Source organism: Paenibacillus sp. p3-SID1389, assembly GCF_025151705.1.
Lineage (GTDB): Bacteria > Bacillota > Bacilli > Paenibacillales > Paenibacillaceae > Fontibacillus > Fontibacillus phoenicis.
The window spans coordinates 1-19,614 of sequence record NZ_JALXVO010000019.1 but is presented as its reverse complement, the minus strand read 5'-3'; the positions used below and the strand labels follow the sequence as shown (position 1 = coordinate 19,614).

Here is a 19,614-nt window from a genome sequence, read left to right as displayed (position 1 = left end):
AACAAAACAAGCGATGCGCCGCCATGAGCGGTGTTCGCATCGCTTCCAAAAACATGCCGTAAATAAGTGCGTGACCTGCAGTTAATGAATCATAAATCCTACAATAGCGAAGTCAACTCGGGACCGTAATGCAGTTTACCTGTACTGTTCGCACAAGCCTCCAAATTGGCCAACGGCTCGGGCAAGGACGGATCGCTGTGATGAGCCAACTTGAAGTACTCTTTTGCCTTCTCAAATACGCCCTTGTGCGCCTCGATACACCCCAGCGCGTTGTATATAATGGAACGCAGCCGCTTGTTCGCAGCCTTTTCCAGCACGATCCAGAAATGCTTGGCGGCTTTGTCAAATTGCTCGAGGTGCAGATGGCACATCCCTAGATAAGTCCGAGCCAACACGCTGTCCGTAAATTGCTTCACCACCTGCTCAAATTGAGCAGAAGCCTGGGGAAACATCAGCAGCTTGTAATACCCTTGGCCTTTCACAAAGGCGGGGTCATCCAATTCAGGAAGATCGGGGGTCTCTCTGGACTCCAGGCTCCGGAACGCATGGCGTAAATATCCCATTTTCTCCTCAAAGCTCAGCCATTCCTCGATAATGCCGTCGCTCATATGCTGAAGCAGGCTCCATTTCTTCGCGAGCTCCTGCTTCTGGGCATGGCCGGCCAATGGGTATTTCCTCGTGATTTCGTCCAACATCTCATTCATTTCCGCAAACACATGCTGAAACATCATTCGCATCCCCCTAACGAAAATGAAATCAGTCCGAGCCTTACGTACATTTTTTGTTTCGGGGGACGATTTCATTCCGGCAGGGAGGAATTACACTTTTTGATGGCCCGTTTCTCTGATTGGATGTGAAAAATCGAATACATTTCAGCGTTTGTTGCGATTTACAGCTCATTGTATTCGAAATTTCATACAAAATTGTGGGTTGAGCGGGCAATTTCCCAAATTCTATATGAAAAATCGAATAGATTGGGGGTAATGCGAACTACAGCCCAATTATATGCGAAAAATCGAATACAATTCGGCGGCATGAATAGTGTAGCGCGGCCGCATCATAATTAAACATACGAAGGGCCCGGCTGACGCCGAGCCCCTTCCCCCATGGCCTCCTCGTGATCCGAAGATGCTTTTTGAACAACCTTATTAACGGATCATGGCATGGAGTTCTTGATGCGCCTTATCCACCGGCTTGTTGTTTTCGTCAACGAACACGACGGTTGGTTTATGGCTGCGGACTTCTTCCGGCGACATTTGGGCATAAGAAATAATGATGACACTGTCGCCCGGCTGCACAAGTCGTGCCGCCGCACCGTTCAAACAAATCACGCCGCTGCCGCGAGGTCCCGGAATCACATACGTTTCCAGGCGGGCGCCGTTATTGTTGTTGACGACTTGCACCTGCTCGTTCTCCAGCAGATCGGAAGCCTCCATCAGATCCTCGTCGATCGTAATGCTGCCCACATAGTTCAGGTTAGCTTCCGTCACGGTTGCGCGGTGAATTTTCGATTTCATCATCGTTCTATACATTAATGGTTCACCTTCTTCGTTAAAATGACGTTATCGATCAGCCGCGTCGTGCCAAATTTCACGGCAACGGCGATCAACACACCTTTTTGGCGGCCAGCGGCATCAACACATTCATCGTCCGCTAAAGGCGACAATTCCGGAAAATCCGAAATTTCCACATAATCGATATTCGCCAGCGGTTCAGCGCTGATTGTGTCGCGGATTTCCGCCCGCAGCTCCCCTGCGGTCACCGGACGTTCTCCCTCTGCTTTAGCTCTTGCGCGCTCGAGACTGCGGGACAAGACAAGTGCAGCCTGCCGTTCTTCCGCACTCAAGTACACATTTCGAGAGCTGAGCGCCAGTCCATCGGCCTCACGAACAATCGGGCAAGGAATGACTTCGACATCGAAGTTCAAATCCTCTACCATGCGCGTGATTACCGCCACCTGTTGGGCATCCTTTTGCCCGAAATAAGCGCGGTCCGGCTGCACGATATGAAACAGCTTACCGACAACGGTGGTTACCCCGTCGAAATGGCCCGGTCGCGAAGCACCGCACAGCACGTCCGTCAAACCAGCGACCTTAATATGGGTGCGGGTCGGTTGGGGATACATTTCTTCAACGCTAGGCAAAAAGACGAAATCCACGCCCTCACGCTCGGCCAAGGCCAGGTCTTTTTCCGGATCGCGGGGATAGCGCTCAAAATCCTCGTTGGGCCCGAACTGAATCGGGTTTACGAAAATGCTCAGCACTATCAGATCGTTCTCCGCCCGTGCTTTACGCAACAAGCTTGCATGCCCCTCGTGCAGATATCCCATCGTTGGCACGAGCGCAACTTTGATTGATTTTCCTTCTTTCGCTGCTGTGAACCGTGCATCCTTCAACTGTTCACGGAGCGGGACAATCTTGTTAAAGGTCTTCATGACCGGACTTCCACCTTTCCTTTGCCATACAAAGTTCCCAGTGATTCCTGCACGCCTTGATCCGCGCGGAACACATGCTCTTCTGCCGGGAACGAGCGGTTTTTGACATCCGTAACGTATTCTAAAATCCCTTGGCGGATCTGCGCGCCAATATCGGCGTAGGTTTTCACAAACCGTTTATCCCGGTAATCCGCCGTATATTTCAACACGTCATGGTACACCAGCACTTGACCGTCGCAGCCGCGTCCCGCGCCAATGCCGATGGTCGGAATACTCAACTCGCGGGAGATCGCCGTTGCCACTTCTTCCGTTACCAGCTCCAGCACAATACCAAAGGCACCGGCGCATTCCAACGCCTTGGCATCCTCCATGAGCCGCTTCGCATCAGCAGCGTCTTTGCCCTGCACCCGGTAACCGCCGATCTGGTTAACAGATTGAGGCGTCAATCCGATGTGCCCCAGCACCGGCACCCCGGCTTGCACGATGGCTTGGACGGCGGGAGCGATCTCCGCACCGCCTTCCATTTTGACGGCATGGGCACGACCTTCTTGCATCAAACGGCGGACGTTCCGCAACGTTTCGTCAATACTTCCGTGATATGTCATAAACGGCATGTCAACCACGATGAAGGTATGCTGCGCCCCGCGCGCAACGGAACGGGCATGGTATACCATATCGTCCAATGTTACGGGGATCGTCGAATCATACCCGAGAACAACGTTGCCCAGCGAGTCTCCGACGAGCAGCAAATCCGCACCCGCTTCCTCGGCCAGTTGGGCCGACGGATAGTCGTAGGCGGTAATCATCGCGAGCGGAATGCCGTCTTGCTTCATTTTTTTCATTTTCACAATGTTTAAAGCTTGTTTCCCTGCCATTTGATCCATCTCCTTCGGTTTGACTTTGTGCGAGTCCTCCAAAAACGCGCACAACAAAAAAACCTTTTAGTTTGGCACTAAAAAGGTCCGAAGTCCAAAGAAGAGTGAGTTATATCCTCGTTCTTCTGTCTCGGTCCTCTTTCGGCTCAGAGCAGAATCCAACGCAACTTGATTTGTGGTCGTTCAAAAAGTCGGCCGACGGTTTGAACTTTCACCACATTCATACCTCCGACAAGCAACCGGAGTGCAGTTCAGAACGATGCCGATACCGCCTCCTGTGCTCAGTATAACAAATTACGTTATTTTTTTCATCCGCCAAGTTGTACTTCTCCAGAGAATATCGTGAAATGTTTGCCATTCTGATCCAAAAGGAATAATGCGCCGCTCGAATCCAATCCGGTTGCTGTGCCTTGGAGCACCCCGTTTGGCGTATGCACGGTGATCTCTCGGCCCAACGTGACCGACAGCGCCTCCCACAAGTGGCCGATCGGTGCAAAACCTTCCTGGATATAAAGCTCGTAAAGCTGCTCCAGCTCCTTGATCACCGCGCCGATCAAGCTTGTCCGATCAATCCGCCGCCCGCTTTCAATACATAATGAGGTCGCGATGGTCTCCAGCTCCGGCGGAATGTCAGCAGCCGTCAGATTGACATCAATGCCAATCCCGGCGACGGCGTACCGGATCAGCTCGTCCTCCGCCGCAGACTCCACGATAATGCCGCACAGCTTACGGCCGCGGGCTAAAATATCATTTGGCCATTTGATACCGGCATCTACGCCGGTGACTTTCCGTATGGCGCGGCAAACCGCCACTGCGGTCAGCAAGGTCAACTGCGGCGCAATCGACAGCGGTTGGCGGTCGGGACGCAGTAATAGGCTCATCCACACGCCTTTGCCCGGCGGTGAATACCAGCGGCGACCTTGGCGCCCGCGCCCCGCCGTCTGCTCTTCGGCGAGCACAAGGGTGCCGTGAGGCGCGCCTTCCTCCGCCAGCTTGCGGACTTCTTCCTGCGTGGAGGACGTGCTGTCCAGCAGCTTCAGCCGTTGTCCAAACGTCTTCGTCCCCTGCAAGGCATGCAGCAAACCGGCATGACTCAGCTTGTCGGGCTGCCGAGTCAACCGGTATCCCCTGCGCGGGGCGGACTCAAATTCGTAGCCTTCTTCGCGCAGCTTGGCGATTTGCTTCCATACCGCCGTCCGGCTGATCGACAGCCGGCGGCTGAGCTCCTCGCCAGATATATATTGCCCCGGATGCTCCAGCAGCATGTCAAGCAATCGGTTTGCTTCCATCATTCTTCACCACCGTTTCCACATGTTTCAGGAGAGTTAGCCGGTCGTTGGGCAGCTCACCTGCGGCAACTGCGATCAGCAGTTGCTTCAGCAGTTCGCTAAGCCAAGGGCCGCCTTTGCGGCCGGCCGTTTGCAGCACTTCGCCGCCGCTGATGGCCAGCTCCTTCAGCGTATGTACTTGCACCTCGCGGTGCCACTGGCCCGCGCGTGCCAGGATGGCCTGGTCGGCCTGCCGCTTGGCGTCGTCGCCTATGGCCGCTTGCACCACCGCCTGCTGGCGGTGCAGCCACCGCCCGGCGGTCTCGCGGCCAAACGCGACCTGCAGGCCGATCCAGCCGCGCCGCTGCTCGCGCTCACCTGGCGCCTCGGCCAGGATGGCTTCCCACGCTTCGTCAAAGCGGACGATCCCAGCCGCCTCTTGGGCGGTCTGGTTCGAGAACGTCCAGCTTTTGAGCAGCGGGGAAGCCGCCTCGCCCGGGGCGCCAAGCGCCTGCAGCAGCAGCGACCAGCGCAGCGCCGGCGGCGCAGGCGCCAGCAGCGGCAGCGCCGCCAGCAGCGCGCGGCGCGGCGGCTCGCGGTGCAGCAGGCGCCGCGACAGCGCGGCGATGGCGCCTGGCGTGGCTGCAGCGCCTGGCGTTGCCTCAGCGGCGCCCGCCCCCGCCTCGGCGCCATGCGCCTCCGCCGCAGCGGGCTCCTGCGCTGCCTTCGCGTACCGCAGCAGCCCGCTGCGTTCCAGCAGGGCCAGCCCGCGCAGCGGATCCGGGCCCAGCACTATTTTTTCCAGCTCCATCCGCACGCGCTCCTTCGCAATGTAGCCTAGCTTGTCCCGGCCTGCAAGGAGCGCCTTCCACAAGCTTAAAACCGGGCGGAACCCAAAGGTCGAAGCGAACCGGACCGCCCGCATCATGCGCAGGGCATCTTCCGCAAACCGTTCTTTGGCATCGCCCACGCAGCGGATCAGCCCGCGCTCAATATCCATCCGGCCGCCAAACGGGTCAATCAGCTCGCCTTCCAGCCCCCGGGCGATCGCATTCATCGTAAAATCCCGCCGCCGCAAATCCTCTGTCACCGCATCGACGAACTCCACCGAAGTCGGACGGCGAAAATCGGCGTAATCCGACTCCTTGCGGAACGTCGTCACCTCAAACGCATGATCCCCCATCATCACCGTTACCGTCCCGTGCTGAATTCCCGTTGGGATCGTGCGTTCAAACAACCGAACCACCTCATCCGGCTTCGCTGAAGTAGCAATATCCATGTCGTGGACCGGGCGCCCCATGAGTTCATCACGCACACAACCCCCGACAAAAAAAGCCTGGTGCCCGCCATCTCGCAAAATACGCAGCACACGTTCCCCCTGAGCTAGCATAAGGGGGTCAACTTGACTCCAATGATGTTTTTCGATTGCGGACACCTCCCTTCCAATCAATACAAGCATAGACAAAAAATCGGCACAGCAAGCGCAGGGCTCTCCAGCCCTGCGCCGTTAACATGCTGCGAATTCGCTTAATCATCGTCCGGTCCCATCAACCGCACGCCGGATTTAACGTTGGCATTGGAACATTTAGCACACGGTAATAAATTTCTTCGTATGCTGCCATCATTTTATCGCTGCTGAACTCGGTTTTGGCCCGGGTTAAACAGGCTTCACGCATCCGCTCAGCCAGCTCCGGGTTCTTCAGCAGCGAGATGCAGTACTCTGCCATCTGCTTCGTATCGCCGATCGGCGCCAGGAAACCGGTCTCCCCGTGCTTCACCAGCTCCGGAATCCCGCCTGCAATTGAGCCGATGGTCGGCACTCCGCAAGCCATCGCCTCCAGGGCGACCAGGCCAAAGCTTTCCTTCTCCGAAGGCAGCAGCAAGACGTCCGCCATGGAAATCACATGAGCGATATCGTCCTGTTTTCCGAGGAAATGCACCCGGTCGGCCAGGCCCAGCTCCTTGATTTTGCATTGGATCTTGGGCAATTCCGGTCCTTCACCGACAAACAACAGTTTCGACGAAACTTCCCGGTTGACTTGATGGAAAATATCCACCACATCACTCACCCGCTTCACCGGCCGGAAGTTGGAGATATGCATCAGCACTTTCTCGCCGGGAGCGGCAAAATTCATCCGGCAGCTCTTGGCGTCGCGCGGGTAATACACCCGCTCGTCAACAAAGTTATACGTCAAGTCGATATCCCGCGTGATGTCGAGGACCTCGCGGGTTTCCCGCATCAAATCGCGGGACACCGAGGTTACAGCGTCACTTTCATTAATCGCCAACCGAATCAAGTCCTTGAGCGATTCGTCCTGCGCCAATACGGTGATATCGGTCCCATGCAGCGTTGTCACGACCTTAAGCGAGTCTCCCACCATCTGCTTGGCGAGAAACGCGCAAACCGCGTGTGGCACCGCATAATGAACATGCAGAATATCCAGTCCTTGCTCTTTGGCTACCGTAGCCATTTTGGTGGCTAAGGACAAATCATAAGGCGGATACCGGAACACGTAGTAATCGCTGACTTCAACTTCGTGGTAAAAAATGTTTTTATGGTAACTCCCTAAGCGAAAAGGAACGCTATGCGAAATAAAATGGACTTCGTGGCCCTTCTCCGCCAGCAGCTTCCCGAGCTCGGTGGCCACAACCCCCGAACCGCCCAAGGATGGATAACATGTGATGCCAATTTTCAAAAATGGTTCCATATGGTGGGGGCCTCCTTTGTTGTTTGTTCCCTCTTTCAGCTTATGTGCGATGGGAGCCAAATAGATTAACCTGATATGCGGTTTTCGTCATAAACCCTTCTGCGAAAGGAATCAAGGCACGCTGACCAATCAGCGAGTCGCGGGCTTTGACCCGTTCCACATATCCCTGATTCAGCGGGGTTAAGGCAATGTCTTCGCCCGGCGAACCGGCCTCGAATTGAGAACGGTAGCACCGGAGCGCCCGCTCCTTCTGCTCGTAGGTTGCGCTCACATCGACGATCAGATCAGGCGTCACCCAATCATTAATGAAATAAAAATAAAGCTCAGGCGCAGCGACCGCCGGCTTGTCCGGCATGTACCGACGCAGCTTGGCGTTGAAGACCGCAGCCTCCACCAACTTGCTGCAATCGATATGATCGGGGTGGCGATCCTCCCAATACGGGGCAAAAACCACCCGCGGTGCATACTGACGAATCACCTCGGTTACCGCAGCCAGCTGCTCCGCCGACCCGGTTAACCCACGGTCAGGAAGCCCCAAATTGATGCGAGCGGCTAATCCGAGCACATCGGCTGCCGCCTCGGCTTCCTGCTTACGCAGCACCGGATTGCCATTGGAGGACAGCTCGGCTTCGGTCAAATCGCAAATGCCCACGCGGTACCCCGCGGCAATATGCTTGGCGATCGTGCCGGCCATGCCGATTTCGGCATCGTCCGCATGTGCCCCAAAGATTAAGATATCCAGTAAGCCGTTCATTTTGTCAACCCCGGTTTATTCTGTTCCACCAGTTCGCGCCAACCGAAGTCGCCGCGATCCAAGGCACGTACCAAAATTTCGGCGGTGGCCATATTCGTTGCTACTGGAATCCCGTGTACGTCGCACAAGCGCAGCAGTGCGGTGATGTCCGGTTCATGGGGCTGTGCCATCAACGGGTCGCGCAGGAAGATGACCAGATCCATCTCGTTCTGGGCAATTAACGCACCGATTTGCTGATCCCCGCCGAGCGGTCCCGACAGGAACCGGTGTATTTTTAGCGAAGTATTTTCCATGATTTGCCTTCCGGTCGTCCCCGTGGAATAAAGCCGCTTATCTTTGAATACATGCTCGTAGGCGATGACGAAATTAACGATATCTTCTTTCTTACGGTCATGAGCTATAAATGCGATGTTTAACATATGCCTTATCCCCTTTATTCATCCATGAAATGGTCGAACCCGTAAATCATGCCCTTGCAGTCAATCACTTTCTTAATGGCCAAATTCACGCCCGGCATGTAACCGGCACGCTCATACGAATCATGACGAATCTTCAGCGTCTGGCCAAAACCGCCAAACACAACTTCCTGCTGTGCAAATACGCCCGGTAACCGGACGCTATGTATCCGAAAACCGTTATAATAACCGCCGCGTGCGCCTTCAATCGTCTCTTCCTCATTCGGGTTGCCCTGACGAAGCTCCTTCCGGTTCTGCGCGATCAGCTCAGCCGTCTTCACCGCTGTCCCTGAAGGGGCATCCAGCTTCTGGTCGCCGTGGTATTCGATGATTTCCAGATGCGGAAAATATTTCGCCGCCTGTGCCGCAAAACGCATCATCAGAATCGCCCCGATGGAGAAGTTCGGAGCGATCAAACCACCGATCCCCTGGGCGTGGCACAGCTTGTCCAGTTCTTCGATTTGCTCCGGCGTAAACCCGGTCGTCCCTACAACCGGCGAAACGCCGTACCGAATCGCGAGTTCGGTGTTCGTATAAGCATACTGCGGTGTCGTAAAGTCTACAAGCACTCGCGGGCTCGTCTCCCGCAGCGCCTCTTCTAAATTCGTGGTTATCGGCACGCCGCAAGCCGGAAGGCCAACCAGCGTTCCGGCATCGATGCCTTCATTTGATAAATTCACAGCGGCAACCAGCTGAAGCTCCGGGTCCTGGAGCACCATTTTTACGACTTCTCTGCCCATTCTGCCTGCGGCGCCCGCCACGGCGACTTTAATCGGTTCCGACATCTCGATCTCCTCACATTCTCTACTAGGATGATTGCTTCATTTGCTGCTTCAATCGCTGCTCCAGCTCTTTCAGCTGACCTGCTGCACCGGCGTCCAAAGGAAGGGCCGATGCATTGCGAACCGCCTGCAGCGCAAGGTCGTAGCATTCCAGCTCGCCGTAGGCGATCGCCAGCCAAACCTGCGCATCCAACGACAACGGATCAAGCTCGACCGCACGCTTTAACATGCGGGCTGCCGGCTCGGCTGCCGCTTTCCGCTTGGCGCCGGTCGCCTCCAGCTGCCGTCTGGCCATTTGCGTCAGTTCCATGGACTGCAAACGATCGCAATGCAGCTTATATTCGTCCTGCTCAGGCTCCAAGGCCGCAGCCAGACGCGCGTGTTGCAGCGCCTTATCCAGCTGCCCGCTCCGGGCGCAGGTAATCGAGTAGCGATAATGGATGTCCGCGTGATCCGGCTGGACGTCCAGCGCTCGCTCGAACCAGTGCATCGCCTGCGCAAAGTCGTTTTCATAGATGCTGCGGTAAGCTCGTTGTAAATAATCCTCCGCCTTCATATGCTATCCCCCTTTACTGTAGGGATGATCATGCTAACAGCATATGAAGGATGACCCTATTCGGTGTCCTTTTTCGTCCATCGATCCGCATCCCGGGTCGCAAACTTATGCATCACCTTATCATGGGCCTCGGTGAGATTAATCCCAAGCGAATTGGCAAAGCATATGGTAATAAACAGGATATCGCCCAATTCCAGCTCGATCGAATTTTCCGGTTCATCCTTCTTCTTTGGCTTCTCACCAAAGGTATGGTTCACCTCGCGGGCCAGCTCGCCTACTTCCTCCGCCATTCGAGCGAGCATCGTCAGCGGGCTGAAATAGCCTTCTTTAAACTGCGAAATATAACGGTCTACTTCGCGCTGCATTTCCGCGAGAGATTTCTCATTGTTCCTATCCAAGTGCCAATCCCTCCGCTTTATGTCCCGTTTTCCCCTATGTTATCGTAAGTAGGTGACGAAAACAAATCCTTTTTTAATCGGCGCGGAAAAAGGTATACTAGGATAGGAAGATCTATCCAATTGGCGGTAGTAAGCTACATAACATAAATTACGCTGGGGACAGGTGAGGTTTTTTCATGGCTTTGAGCAAATTAACCGGATTTCTAAAAACGCTGCTGCCCATCATGCTGGGTACGGCGATTTATGCGTTTGGCCTTCTTTATTTTATCCTGCCCAACCAACTGATGGAAGGCGGGGTTACAGGCGTGACGCTGCTGCTGAACTATGCGTTTGGCATTTCACCTTCGCTGTCCAACCTCATGCTAAATATCCCTTTGTTTCTGATCGGCTGGAAGATCCTCGGCGGACGGTCCATTCTTTGGACCGGAGTCGGCATCGGCTCATTAACGCTCTTCCTGTGGCTGTTTGAACGGATGATTGATGAGGGCTGGATTTTGCCGTTCGAAACGCAGACGGACTATATCCTCGTCTCGTTGTATGCAGGGGTGACGCTGGGGGCAGGACTTGGCATCGTCTTCCGTTTCGGCGGCACAACCGGAGGATCGGATATCGTGGCGCGGATTCTTGGCCGCAAGTACGGGTTTAGTATGGGGCAGGTCATCCTGACGCTGGACATCATCATTATCGGGTTATCGCTCTTCTATATTAGGAAGGAAAATATTTTGTACACGCTTGTGGCCGTATTTATCGCCTCGAAAGTGATCGATTTTATTCAAGAGGGTGCGTACTCCGCCAAGGCGTTTACGATCATCAGCGACCATGCCCCCGCGATTGCCGATATCATTACGAAGGAGATGGATCGTGGCGTCACACTGATTCCGGCCATTGGGGCTTACTCCAAGCAAGCGAAGCATATGGCCTACTGCGTCGTGTCGAGGCAGGAAAGTCGGCGGTTGCAATCGATCGCCAAATCCGTGGATCCGCGGGCATTTATTATCATCAATGACGTCCACGATGTACACGGGGAAGGGTTCAAGGAAGATTAAAGGCACATAAACATAAAAGCTTAAGAGGGTTAAGGTCATCCCTGCCTCTTAAGCTTTTTGTGTGATTCACGGCTTAAAGCCGGTACCGATTCATCTCTTCCGCCCGGCGCTGCGCTCGTACGGCAGTTACGGCTTGGTCAGCGCGATACTTCCGGATTCCCGTATAGGTCAAGGCAAGCACGATCCAAAGCCCGATCAGAGCGCTCCAATACCACGGGCTGTCTACGCCGGTGACCGGCAGGAATACGGGCTCGTCTCCCCGGCGGCCAAACAGTGCTTTTAATGCGCCTTCTCCTTGCTCGATGGCCCCTTTCAGAGCCGTTTCATCCCAGGATGGTGCACTGCTTAGCCCTCCCGTATACGACAGCCACGACTCAAAGCGGTTGATCTCCGAGGCCGGGCGACGAATCACTGCGGCCGGGCGGACGACATCGTAATGATCCTGTAACGCTTGGAACGCCTTACGAAGCTCCGCTGGTTTTCCGCCTGCGCGCGCCTGTTTCATCTGCTGCAAATTATCGGACATGACTTTATAATATTGCTGCCATAAGGCCTTATCTGGATGCAGCAGGCTATTGACCGCCAGCCGCAGTCGGGCCGAGGATTGCGCCCACGCTTCAGGCTGAATATCTACCTTAACTAACGTCTCTTTGGTGTCCATAATCGTTTCCGCCAAGGCATGGATGCCCTCCACCGAGGTTAACCCCTTAAAGGATACCCCCTCCAGCGCGTTAATTAACGCCTCCATGTCAGCCAATGCTTCTTGGGTACTTCCCTGCTGCATATGCTCATATAGCCGTTCCGATGCCAACTCAAGCTGCTTTAGCCGCTCGCTGCGTTCCTGTTCGGACATCGCTGGCGCCACCGCCTTCAACGTTGCTGGCGTGCTCTCAGTCCCGTTCTTCTCCGGCTGAGCGAATACCACCGAATTCCATAGCAGCATGGCGGCAAGCAAAGCAAGTACGGCTACCGCTCCTTTCAACCAAGTTCTTCTCACGGACATCCCCTCCCTACCATCATGGTATGGCAGGCTGTCCTACGTTAGAACCCCGCTCTCAGGCGCGTTTGGCCTGCTTCAGCGCCAGCCAGCCGGCGGCAATGCTCGCCACCGTCAAGAGGACGGTAAAGACCGCCACTTCGGGCACGTCATCCCACAACGTCTCCGGTAACCAGGGATAGACCTCATAGGTATAATCCACCGTATCGTTTAGCAGGGTCCAGGCACCGGCCCCAAGCAGCATCAACGTCCCAAACTTATACAATCGGACAAACAGCATCGCCTCTACGGCCATCGCCAAATGGGAGGCGACCAGCATCCAGTCCTGCCACACCAGCTCCCCGCCCTGATACGCCCCGGCAAAAATCATCGTCACGGCCCACACCCCGTATTTCACACTCGTCACGACCGCCAGCCCCTCGATCAGGGTTCGGAGGCGGTAATATTTAGCCAATGTCGCCGGGAACAACAAAAACAGCAAGCTTAACGTAAAGAATAAGCTGGCCGTCGGGCTGTCCGGAACGAACACGATTTGCCAATGCGGATGGTTCCGCCAGGTGTCTAGCAGCTGCGCATCATACCAAATATAGCCGTAAACCGTCCCCAATAGATTACATACGAACAATGCCCAAAGAATGAAGCGGGAAGATAAAAAAGACTTGCTCCACAGATCCGATAGTTTCAAGCGCGATCTCCCTCTTTTTCCACGAAAATAGCACCACAGCTTAAAAAAACCTGATCGCAATACGATCAGGTTTTTAGATTACTACTTATTTTACTGTTCTGCTTTTTGTTTCGCAAGCCATTCAGCCAAGTGGTCGATGTCTTGATCCGTCAAGCCTGCGCTAATCGCAGTATCATACATTGCAGGCATCTTGCCATTGTATCCTTCTTTAATAATCGAAAGGATTGCTTCCTTATCATGCTTGTCACCAACGCCGCGAAGCGATGGTCCAGCCGCTCCTTTCAGGTCAGCCCCATGGCACGATACGCAGGTCGCTTTCTTGTATACTTCCATGGCTGGGTCGTCCTTATCCACGATCGCGACCTCTTCCTGACGGTTCGCATTCGACGTGGGCAAGCCCTTCTCCCGATTCTCGCGAGCTTGTTCTTCCCGCTGAATATGTTCCGGTACTTGACCTGTCGCTTGAAGTTCTTTCTGGTAATGCGTCCAAGCAAAGTTGGTCAAATAAACGACAGCCGCGATCGAAAGAAACATCAGCGCCGATGCGATCGGACGCTTATAGAAGCGGCGCTCCTTGCCCCGATCCAAGAACGGCGCGAGCAGCAAGCCGCCGAACATCACTGCCGGAATCCCCATCGTACCCAGCACGACGTAATCGCCGGAGGCATAGGGATATTTCAGATATTGATACAGGAACAGGAAGTACCAGTCCGGCATCGGGATAACCGAAGCCGTCGGATTGGCCGGGAAGCCCAGCGGAGCCGGTTCCGAAATCGTCAGCACCAGGAATCCAACGAGCACAACGACGCCAACCATCCATTCCTTCAGCAAAAAGTTAGGAATGAACGCTTCCGACTTGCCGGGATACGCCGTATAATCCGGAGGCGTAATAAAGCCCTTGCCCTTACGGACGCGGGAATCGCCGACGTATACGACCTTTTCCTTCGAATTGTCATGATGAGCCATGTCCTTTTTGCCCCCCCTTCTCTTATAGAGGTCATTCGAAACTTAATTTAATTCATTAGAATCAGCTTTGCCCCACGCTTCTTATAGAGGACCGGAAATCCCTTGTCTGCGGATCATGATAAAGTGACCCACCAAGAGGATCAGCAATACTGCAGGCAGGAAGAACACGTGAATGGCAAAGAAGCGAGTTAACGTTTCTGCCCCTACAATCGATCCACCTTGCAGCAGTTCCTTAATAACCGGACCCAACACCGGTACGGAGTTGGCGATTTCCAACGTTACCTTTGTTGCGAAATAAGCTTTGTTATCCCATGGCAGCAGGTAACCCGTCAAACCGAGACCGATCATGACGAAGAAAATCAGCATGCCGACTACCCAGTTCATTTCGCGTGGTGCCTTGTAGGAACCGGTAAAGAAAACGCGAAGCGTATGTAGAAACATCATAACGATAACCAAGCTTGCTCCCCAGTGGTGCATCCCGCGGACAATCTGGCCAAAAGCGACCTGGGTCTGCAGGTATTCTACACTGGCATAAGCGTTAATAATATCGGGAACGTAATACATGGTCAGGAACATCCCCGATAAGATCTGGATCACCGTAATAAAAAACGTCAAGCCGCCGAAGCAATACACAAACGCGGAGAAGTGATGCGCTGGGTTCACGTGCTCCGGAACCTCGTGATCGGCCACATCGCGCCAAATCGGCGTGATATCAAGACGTTCGTCAATCCAGTTGTATACATTTTTAAACATCCGAATCTACGCCTCCTTATTTCACGATGGTGTTCGGGATGATATCCCCCAGATAAACCCAGTCGTCCTTAATCATAACCTTGTACTCATCCAGCGGCTTCGACGCCACCGCCAACTGCTTGCCTTCCTTGGTGTAATGCGCACCGTGGCAAGGGCAATGGTATTCATTCGGGAAATTCTTGTCGTTATTCCAACCGACCGTACATCCCAAATGTTTACAGATCGGTGAAAGCGCATAAATTTTGCCGCTTTCGTCTTTGCGAATCCAAGCCGTCAGGGAAGCTGTACTTAAGTACCAACCGTCTTGCTGCTTGAGCTCGAACGAAAATTCCTGTGGTTCGCTGGTAATCTTACTCACTTCCACAACTTTAACGAAGGTACCTTCGCCTTTCTTGTGCAAAATCGGATCAACCGCAAAACGAACCATAGGAAGCGTCACCCCACCCACCATGAATGCTGTGGCGCCCCCTAGCGTATATGTAAGAAATTGCCGACGGGACATCTCTTTGCGAATAGGCGGTTTGTGCGAGGATTCCTGCTGGTCATGCTGATTGCTCATATGTCTTCAACCCCCCTTGTCAAGCAATTGTTTCCGTGCGTTTCAATGATAATTATCACAACATCGCGTAAGACATATTAATAATATATTAGCGTTTTAAGAGCGTCAAGAATTTGACACATTTTTTTGACCCGCAAAAAGCTTGTCCCACTTGAAATTGTCGATATTTTGTCACAATCATCATCGCTATTTGCCTTGCCACATTTCTTGTACTGCCGCCTTCACTCGTGCCGCAGCTCCCTCCTTGGAATCCGCTGCAAAACGGCCTGGCGTCACGATTAAATCTGCCTCTGGAAGCTGCTCATCTCCCCACTCAAAATCTGCAGAGATGACCACGGCATACGCAAATCCACTGCCCTTGACATTTCGGCACAAATCATTTAGGGTCTGCGCCATATCCGGCGTCTGGTATTGGTATGACGGGTACGTAACGACCCTTCCCTTGAAAGGGATTTCCACCCAATCGAGGACATCTCTCAGCCTTTCCAACTTTTTGGTGACTTCATACGGGCGTTCTTGTCCGGATAATCCCGTTACCGGAATCAAGCAGGTATCCAGGTATGGGCGCAGCTCTTCCCAGGCGGAAGCTTCAATTTCACTAAATTTCATGTTGCATCCCCTTCTTCGATCAATGTCTTCCCATTATAAACAGGGATCCTTGACAAATCCATCCTTCATCTCCTCACAAAAAAACCGTCCCATCCGTTCGTATTCTTGTGAACAGATAGGGCGGTTTGCTTTTAGCGTTCTTCTAGTGTTTTCAGTTCATCCGTCAGGAGCCGGAAGGCAACCTCGTCGCCATTCGCCAAGGCGGTGTCAATCTCGTTGTAGATCTGTTCCGAGCGATGCTTCCGGAGCGCTTCGTCCCATATCATTTCCGCCGCCAATCCAAGCATTGCTTCATAAGTAACCTTCATCTGATCCATAGGATGCACCTCCAAACCATCGTTACATAGATATTCTTTTCCATACCGTCACACATCTCGTAGATTCCGTCACTTCACAACCTGCTCATACTTAAAGATATTCACCGATATCTTCGCCGATATGGGAGACGTTTGCCCCCATTCTCATGAATATGTCTGTGCCTAGCGGCATTCGCGGATCCCGGCCTAGCCCTTATGGATTTGCTGAACCGCTTGTTTCCCGAACGGGGAAGCCTGCACATATCGTTCGCGCTGCTCGTCTTCTCCGAAGCGCACCATCCCGAGATGAAGCATCATCTGCAGGATCCGCTCTTCAAAAATCGAAGCCGGAGAGTCGTAGAAGAACGGCTTGATCAGCGGCTCTACTCGTTCGAACAGCGAGGAGACCGTCACCCATTCTTTCGAACAGCAGACAATCCAGTAGACGAGAGACAGCAAATTGGGTATAGGTCCTTTATATAATCTTAACCAAAAGCGGACGAACTGGATCATCGGCTCCTTGCGTTCCTCCGTCAGGTAGACCACTCCCGTATCCGTCAATTCCAGTCGATGGTTGTTCTCTTGAATGAGACGGAAATGATAGGCATAGTCGTAGAGCAGCGCAAACCGGTTGGGATAATCCTTAAAACGGCGGCCATACCCGAAACGCCACCCTTTGCCAACCAGCCCCTCGGAGACGTGCAGCGATTCCATGATCTGCGACTGGTTTCTCCGATACATGACCCCTTCGCTATTCAGCGGGATGTCATGCCGGGAAACGTATTGCAGGAAGAGCAGCAGGTCGGCGGACAACATCTCCGGCTCCTCCCGGTACATCGGCGGTTCGGCGGCGGCCGCCTTCACCTCGGCAAGAAACCGGCGTTCCAGTGCTTCGCGGAAACGCTGCTTCAAGTCCTCCGGAACCTCAAACAGATAGCGAGTTTGCTGGGTGGTGCCATTAAACAGCCAACCCTGCTGGCGAAAGCGGGTGATCATCTCCCGCGGACTTTCCCGTTCCTTCGCATCTTCCGTAAACCGCGAGCCCTGTGCACAGGCAACCAATTCCTCCAGGCTGAACTGACGACGACCATCAAACAGCAGGGTGTTCAGGAAGCGCAAATCCTCCATACTCATGCTGCCGATATAGCGCTCGATAAAATCGCGGCGCCCTACTGTCTGCAGGATGGATTGAATCAGTTCATGCTTCGAGTGCCCGTTGCATTCACAGCGGTAATGATCCGCTATTCTGCTAAGTTGTCCGATATCGGCATAAGTGAGCATATCCGCAAGATTCATAGTTTTACCGCCTCGCCGTTTTAATCCCATTATGGGAAGGTTTTCCGGCGTTTATTCCCTGAAAGCAAAATTATTCCATGAAATAGGCAAAAAAAGAAACCGGCCTAAGCCGATTTACTTTGGTTCCTGGACGCTTTCCTGCAGATGACGCGTACAATTATAAAGCCGCAGGTCCCAGGATTGCTCGTTTTTCTCCAGAATGGTGAGCGATAAGTTGCCGATGCGCTCCTGGCATCTCTCCTGATACAAGGCAATGTATAACTGAGCCAACAGGCCGCCGTGGGTAACGACCAGGATGTTATTCGACGGGTAACGCTCCGCCAAATCGGTCATAAAAGACAAGGCCCGCTGACGAATCTCCTCATCCTTCTCCTGCCCGAGTTCATGGCGATCCCAATCTTTTCCCCATAAGGCTTCCCTTTCTGTTAGCGTCAGCCCCTCAACCTTGCCAAACGACCGTTCCATCAACCGTGGATCCGGATCGTATAGCGGAATCCCGAGCGCATCGGCGATGATCGAACCGGTCTCCCGCGCCCGTGACAACGTGCTCGTCAGGACGAAATCCCAGCGGTATTCGTTTTCCTCCTTCAATCTTCTGCCCAGCAGCTCGGCTTGACGCCGTCCCTCATCGTTTAACGGAATATCGCTTTGTCCTTGAATTCTTCCGATTGCGTTCCAATCGGTAAGTCCATGGCGAATCAACCCAACGAGCATAATCATCCCCCTTTAGATGTAAAAACGCCCCGCCCGCTCCGAAAGCGGGAGAAGCGTTAGGACCCAAGTTTATCTTTTGGTTCGGCGCAGCCCTTTCCAGGAAAAGAGTGCCAGCAGCATACCGCCCATGGACAGGTACATCCAATATTGCGGATAGGCCGGACCCATTTGTACCGCAAAAGGCTCTACAATCCCACGCGAGACGCTAGTTAAGGCGATCGAGAAATCCTCATACGTATCCGACTCCGATCCCGCTACCACAACGGCGGCCGGGAGAATCCCGGTCGTCGGCTCGGCACTTTTCTGGTCCGTCGTAAAATGATCCATCAGCAGGAATCCAAAACTAAAGACGAAGATCGCAAGGAAGCTGGCGGCCCAAATCACCACCCGCCGCCGAATACGACGGGTCACGCCGCGCTTCACATCGGGAGCCAGCCAAGGCGATTCGGCATAAATCCGGTCCATCACTCGCCGGTTGACCGCTTCCGCTTGCTCTTCTGTCACTTCGATCGGTATGTACTGCAGCATGTCCAGGCATTCTTCCCATTGTTGGTATTCGCCCGCGCAAGACTCGCAGCCCAAAAGATGCTGTTCCAGCATTAGCCGCTGTGGGTGTTGTTCGGGCAAGTCCCGTAACAATCCGAACAATTCTTGGGCCTCTTTACAATTCATCTGCTTTTCATCCCTTCGTAATGCTCGTAGATGGGTTCATAAAAGTAGGGTTCAAGCTGACTCTTTACACTGCTGCGCGCCCGGAACAATAGCGACTTCACGGCGCTGACGCTTTGTCCCAGTATGTTTGCGATCTCCTGGTAATCCAATTGATCGTATTCACGCAAGATCAAAGCTGACCTTTGCTTCTCCGGCAAATTGTTGATTGCTTCTCTCACCATGCCCACTTTCTCGTTCCGCAATACCGCTTGCTCCGGGGCGACTTCGCTTGGGGCTACGGGAATAATCCCGCTTTCCTCCAAGGGGACGTTACCGTTTCGTTGCTTGCGGAGCTCGCTGAGCACCGTGTTACGGGCAATCGTATACAACCAGGTTGAGAAAGAAGCATCCAGCTCTCTAAAGGAATGCAAGCTGCGAAATGCTTTATAGAACGTTTCCGAGCATAAATCTTCAGCAAGCAGCTCTAAATGAGCGCTCTTTAACATGTGATACACGAAAGCTAGAATCTTCCGCTGATACCTTCGCATCAGCTCCGAGTACAGTTCCGTGTTACCTTCCTTAATTTCGCGAATCATTTGGGAATCCGTCATTTAGGTGCGATCCTCCTCGCGCTTCCATGGGCCATCTTCCCGTTCGATTCTTTCCTAAATTATTACCGAACAGGGGCGAAAAAGTTGCGGTGATCTATGTAACATAAACTAAAAAATATCATACCAACAAGACAGCAAATTAACAGCATTGCCAAACATTGAGGATATTATACCATAGGAGTAGGAATTAAAAAAATATGC

At 53.5% G+C, this 19,614-nt stretch carries 24 protein-coding genes; 1 reads left to right on the top strand and 23 read right to left on the bottom strand.

Going from position 1 to position 19,614, the window contains the following annotated elements:
* Positions 1 to 98: 98 nt before the first annotated feature.
* The 12 genes from M3G15_RS10125 to M3G15_RS10070 all read right to left on the bottom strand — a co-directional run bounded on the left by M3G15_RS10125 (position 99) and on the right by M3G15_RS10070 (position 10,197).
* On the bottom strand, positions 99 to 728 hold the full coding sequence (locus M3G15_RS10125; protein WP_260070836.1) for a tetratricopeptide repeat protein: 630 nt from the start codon (positions 726 to 728) through the stop codon (positions 99 to 101).
* 420 nt (positions 729 to 1,148) lie between these two features.
* Positions 1,149 to 1,532, bottom strand: a complete 384-nt coding sequence (panD, locus tag M3G15_RS10120; protein WP_009226975.1) for an aspartate 1-decarboxylase — start codon at positions 1,530 to 1,532, stop codon at positions 1,149 to 1,151.
* Positions 1,532 to 2,434: a pantoate--beta-alanine ligase gene (panC, locus tag M3G15_RS10115; RefSeq protein WP_260070802.1), complete on the bottom strand. Its 903-nt coding sequence runs from the start codon at positions 2,432 to 2,434 to the stop codon at positions 1,532 to 1,534. The genes panD and panC overlap by 1 nt, the downstream gene beginning before the upstream one ends.
* Complete coding sequence (gene panB, locus M3G15_RS10110) at positions 2,431 to 3,309, bottom strand: 3-methyl-2-oxobutanoate hydroxymethyltransferase (protein ID WP_260070801.1); 879 nt, start codon at positions 3,307 to 3,309, stop codon at positions 2,431 to 2,433. The genes panC and panB overlap by 4 nt, the downstream gene beginning before the upstream one ends.
* Positions 3,310 to 3,617: 308 nt before the next feature.
* A complete protein-coding gene (locus M3G15_RS10105) occupies positions 3,618 to 4,601 on the bottom strand; it encodes a biotin--[acetyl-CoA-carboxylase] ligase (RefSeq protein ID WP_009226978.1) in 984 nt (327 codons plus the stop codon).
* Positions 4,576 to 5,946, bottom strand: coding sequence for a CCA tRNA nucleotidyltransferase (locus tag M3G15_RS10100; RefSeq protein ID WP_397376607.1), 1,371 nt, complete (start codon positions 5,944 to 5,946; stop codon positions 4,576 to 4,578). The genes M3G15_RS10105 and M3G15_RS10100 overlap by 26 nt, the downstream gene beginning before the upstream one ends.
* A 178-nt stretch (positions 5,947 to 6,124) precedes the next feature.
* The gene (bshA, locus tag M3G15_RS10095; RefSeq protein ID WP_009226981.1) at positions 6,125 to 7,285 is read right to left on the bottom strand and encodes an N-acetyl-alpha-D-glucosaminyl L-malate synthase BshA; all 1,161 of its coding nucleotides are present in this window, start codon (positions 7,283 to 7,285) and stop codon (positions 6,125 to 6,127) included.
* Between the two features lie 40 nt (positions 7,286 to 7,325).
* Positions 7,326 to 8,039: a bacillithiol biosynthesis deacetylase BshB1 gene (gene bshB1 / locus M3G15_RS10090; RefSeq protein WP_009226982.1), complete on the bottom strand. Its 714-nt coding sequence runs from the start codon at positions 8,037 to 8,039 to the stop codon at positions 7,326 to 7,328.
* Positions 8,036 to 8,458, bottom strand: coding sequence for a methylglyoxal synthase (gene mgsA, locus M3G15_RS10085; protein WP_009226983.1), 423 nt, complete (start codon positions 8,456 to 8,458; stop codon positions 8,036 to 8,038). The genes bshB1 and mgsA overlap by 4 nt, the downstream gene beginning before the upstream one ends.
* 14 nt (positions 8,459 to 8,472) lie before the next feature.
* A complete protein-coding gene (gene dapB, locus M3G15_RS10080; protein WP_009226984.1) occupies positions 8,473 to 9,279 on the bottom strand; it encodes a 4-hydroxy-tetrahydrodipicolinate reductase in 807 nt (268 codons plus the stop codon).
* A gap of 22 nt (positions 9,280 to 9,301) precedes the next feature.
* Complete coding sequence (locus tag M3G15_RS10075; RefSeq protein ID WP_009226985.1) at positions 9,302 to 9,832, bottom strand: tetratricopeptide repeat protein; 531 nt, start codon at positions 9,830 to 9,832, stop codon at positions 9,302 to 9,304.
* Positions 9,833 to 9,888: 56 nt separating this feature from the next.
* On the bottom strand, positions 9,889 to 10,197 hold the full coding sequence (locus tag M3G15_RS10070; RefSeq protein WP_036646645.1) for a nucleotide pyrophosphohydrolase: 309 nt from the start codon (positions 10,195 to 10,197) through the stop codon (positions 9,889 to 9,891).
* A gap of 209 nt (positions 10,198 to 10,406) precedes the next feature.
* Between M3G15_RS10070 and M3G15_RS10065 the strand changes: the two genes are divergently transcribed.
* On the top strand, positions 10,407 to 11,276 hold the full coding sequence (locus M3G15_RS10065; protein WP_009226987.1) for a YitT family protein: 870 nt from the start codon (positions 10,407 to 10,409) through the stop codon (positions 11,274 to 11,276).
* A 73-nt stretch (positions 11,277 to 11,349) separates the two neighbouring features.
* Here M3G15_RS10065 and M3G15_RS10060 read toward each other — a convergent pair whose 3' ends face one another.
* From M3G15_RS10060 to M3G15_RS10010, 11 genes are all read right to left on the bottom strand, one after another.
* Positions 11,350 to 12,273 (bottom strand): sporulation protein YpjB, encoded by a 924-nt coding sequence (locus M3G15_RS10060; protein ID WP_260070799.1) that lies wholly within the window; start codon positions 12,271 to 12,273, stop codon positions 11,350 to 11,352.
* A gap of 58 nt (positions 12,274 to 12,331) precedes the next feature.
* On the bottom strand, positions 12,332 to 12,958 hold the full coding sequence (locus M3G15_RS10055; protein WP_260070798.1) for a DUF1405 domain-containing protein: 627 nt from the start codon (positions 12,956 to 12,958) through the stop codon (positions 12,332 to 12,334).
* A gap of 90 nt (positions 12,959 to 13,048) precedes the next feature.
* Complete coding sequence (locus M3G15_RS10050; RefSeq protein ID WP_009226990.1) at positions 13,049 to 13,924, bottom strand: menaquinol-cytochrome c reductase cytochrome b/c subunit; 876 nt, start codon at positions 13,922 to 13,924, stop codon at positions 13,049 to 13,051.
* Positions 13,925 to 14,005: 81 nt separating this feature from the next.
* Complete coding sequence (gene qcrB, locus M3G15_RS10045) at positions 14,006 to 14,677, bottom strand: menaquinol-cytochrome c reductase cytochrome b subunit (RefSeq protein ID WP_009226991.1); 672 nt, start codon at positions 14,675 to 14,677, stop codon at positions 14,006 to 14,008.
* Positions 14,678 to 14,693: 16 nt separating this feature from the next.
* Positions 14,694 to 15,236, bottom strand: coding sequence for a Rieske (2Fe-2S) protein (locus M3G15_RS10040; RefSeq protein ID WP_009226992.1), 543 nt, complete (start codon positions 15,234 to 15,236; stop codon positions 14,694 to 14,696).
* A gap of 186 nt (positions 15,237 to 15,422) precedes the next feature.
* On the bottom strand, positions 15,423 to 15,845 hold the full coding sequence (locus tag M3G15_RS10035) for a YpiF family protein (RefSeq protein ID WP_260070797.1): 423 nt from the start codon (positions 15,843 to 15,845) through the stop codon (positions 15,423 to 15,425).
* 131 nt (positions 15,846 to 15,976) lie between these two features.
* Entirely contained in the window at positions 15,977 to 16,162 is a 186-nt protein-coding gene (locus M3G15_RS10030) for an IDEAL domain-containing protein (RefSeq protein ID WP_009226994.1), read from the bottom strand.
* A 186-nt stretch (positions 16,163 to 16,348) separates the two neighbouring features.
* Complete coding sequence (locus M3G15_RS10025) at positions 16,349 to 17,437, bottom strand: hypothetical protein (protein WP_260070796.1); 1,089 nt, start codon at positions 17,435 to 17,437, stop codon at positions 16,349 to 16,351.
* 114 nt (positions 17,438 to 17,551) lie between these two features.
* Positions 17,552 to 18,151 (bottom strand): histidine phosphatase family protein, encoded by a 600-nt coding sequence (locus M3G15_RS10020; RefSeq protein ID WP_009226996.1) that lies wholly within the window; start codon positions 18,149 to 18,151, stop codon positions 17,552 to 17,554.
* A 69-nt stretch (positions 18,152 to 18,220) separates the two neighbouring features.
* On the bottom strand, positions 18,221 to 18,823 hold the full coding sequence (locus tag M3G15_RS10015) for an anti-sigma factor family protein (protein WP_009226997.1): 603 nt from the start codon (positions 18,821 to 18,823) through the stop codon (positions 18,221 to 18,223).
* Positions 18,820 to 19,413: an RNA polymerase sigma factor gene (locus M3G15_RS10010; protein ID WP_009226998.1), complete on the bottom strand. Its 594-nt coding sequence runs from the start codon at positions 19,411 to 19,413 to the stop codon at positions 18,820 to 18,822. The genes M3G15_RS10015 and M3G15_RS10010 overlap by 4 nt, the downstream gene beginning before the upstream one ends.
* Positions 19,414 to 19,614 lie beyond the last annotated feature (201 nt).

What these genes read in the sequence shown, in the direction of transcription:
- panC (WP_260070802.1), bottom strand. Translation starts at nt 2,434, where the DNA reads ATGAAGACCTTTAACAAGATTGTCCCGCTCCGTGAACAGTTGAAGGAT.
- M3G15_RS10025 (WP_260070796.1), bottom strand. Translation starts at nt 17,437, where the DNA reads ATGAATCTTGCGGATATGCTCACTTATGCCGATATCGGACAACTTAGC.
- mgsA (WP_009226983.1), bottom strand. Translation starts at nt 8,458, where the DNA reads ATGTTAAACATCGCATTTATAGCTCATGACCGTAAGAAAGAAGATATC.
- panD (WP_009226975.1), bottom strand. Translation starts at nt 1,532, where the DNA reads ATGTATAGAACGATGATGAAATCGAAAATTCACCGCGCAACCGTGACG.
- qcrB (WP_009226991.1), bottom strand. Translation starts at nt 14,677, where the DNA reads ATGTTTAAAAATGTATACAACTGGATTGACGAACGTCTTGATATCACG.
- M3G15_RS10035 (WP_260070797.1), bottom strand. Translation starts at nt 15,845, where the DNA reads ATGAAATTTAGTGAAATTGAAGCTTCCGCCTGGGAAGAGCTGCGCCCA.
- panB (WP_260070801.1), bottom strand. Translation starts at nt 3,309, where the DNA reads ATGGCAGGGAAACAAGCTTTAAACATTGTGAAAATGAAAAAAATGAAG.
- M3G15_RS10050 (WP_009226990.1), bottom strand. Translation starts at nt 13,924, where the DNA reads ATGGCTCATCATGACAATTCGAAGGAAAAGGTCGTATACGTCGGCGAT.
- bshB1 (WP_009226982.1), bottom strand. Translation starts at nt 8,039, where the DNA reads ATGAACGGCTTACTGGATATCTTAATCTTTGGGGCACATGCGGACGAT.
- M3G15_RS10070 (WP_036646645.1), bottom strand. Translation starts at nt 10,197, where the DNA reads ATGCAGCGCGAAGTAGACCGTTATATTTCGCAGTTTAAAGAAGGCTAT.
- bshA (WP_009226981.1), bottom strand. Translation starts at nt 7,285, where the DNA reads ATGGAACCATTTTTGAAAATTGGCATCACATGTTATCCATCCTTGGGC.
- M3G15_RS10010 (WP_009226998.1), bottom strand. Translation starts at nt 19,413, where the DNA reads ATGACGGATTCCCAAATGATTCGCGAAATTAAGGAAGGTAACACGGAA.
- dapB (WP_009226984.1), bottom strand. Translation starts at nt 9,279, where the DNA reads ATGTCGGAACCGATTAAAGTCGCCGTGGCGGGCGCCGCAGGCAGAATG.
- M3G15_RS10125 (WP_260070836.1), bottom strand. Translation starts at nt 728, where the DNA reads ATGTTTCAGCATGTGTTTGCGGAAATGAATGAGATGTTGGACGAAATC.
- M3G15_RS10065 (WP_009226987.1), top strand. Translation starts at nt 10,407, where the DNA reads ATGGCTTTGAGCAAATTAACCGGATTTCTAAAAACGCTGCTGCCCATC.
- M3G15_RS10015 (WP_009226997.1), bottom strand. Translation starts at nt 18,823, where the DNA reads ATGAATTGTAAAGAGGCCCAAGAATTGTTCGGATTGTTACGGGACTTG.
- M3G15_RS10030 (WP_009226994.1), bottom strand. Translation starts at nt 16,162, where the DNA reads ATGGATCAGATGAAGGTTACTTATGAAGCAATGCTTGGATTGGCGGCG.
- M3G15_RS10040 (WP_009226992.1), bottom strand. Translation starts at nt 15,236, where the DNA reads ATGAGCAATCAGCATGACCAGCAGGAATCCTCGCACAAACCGCCTATT.
- M3G15_RS10105 (WP_009226978.1), bottom strand. Translation starts at nt 4,601, where the DNA reads ATGATGGAAGCAAACCGATTGCTTGACATGCTGCTGGAGCATCCGGGG.
- M3G15_RS10075 (WP_009226985.1), bottom strand. Translation starts at nt 9,832, where the DNA reads ATGAAGGCGGAGGATTATTTACAACGAGCTTACCGCAGCATCTATGAA.
- M3G15_RS10020 (WP_009226996.1), bottom strand. Translation starts at nt 18,151, where the DNA reads ATGCTCGTTGGGTTGATTCGCCATGGACTTACCGATTGGAACGCAATC.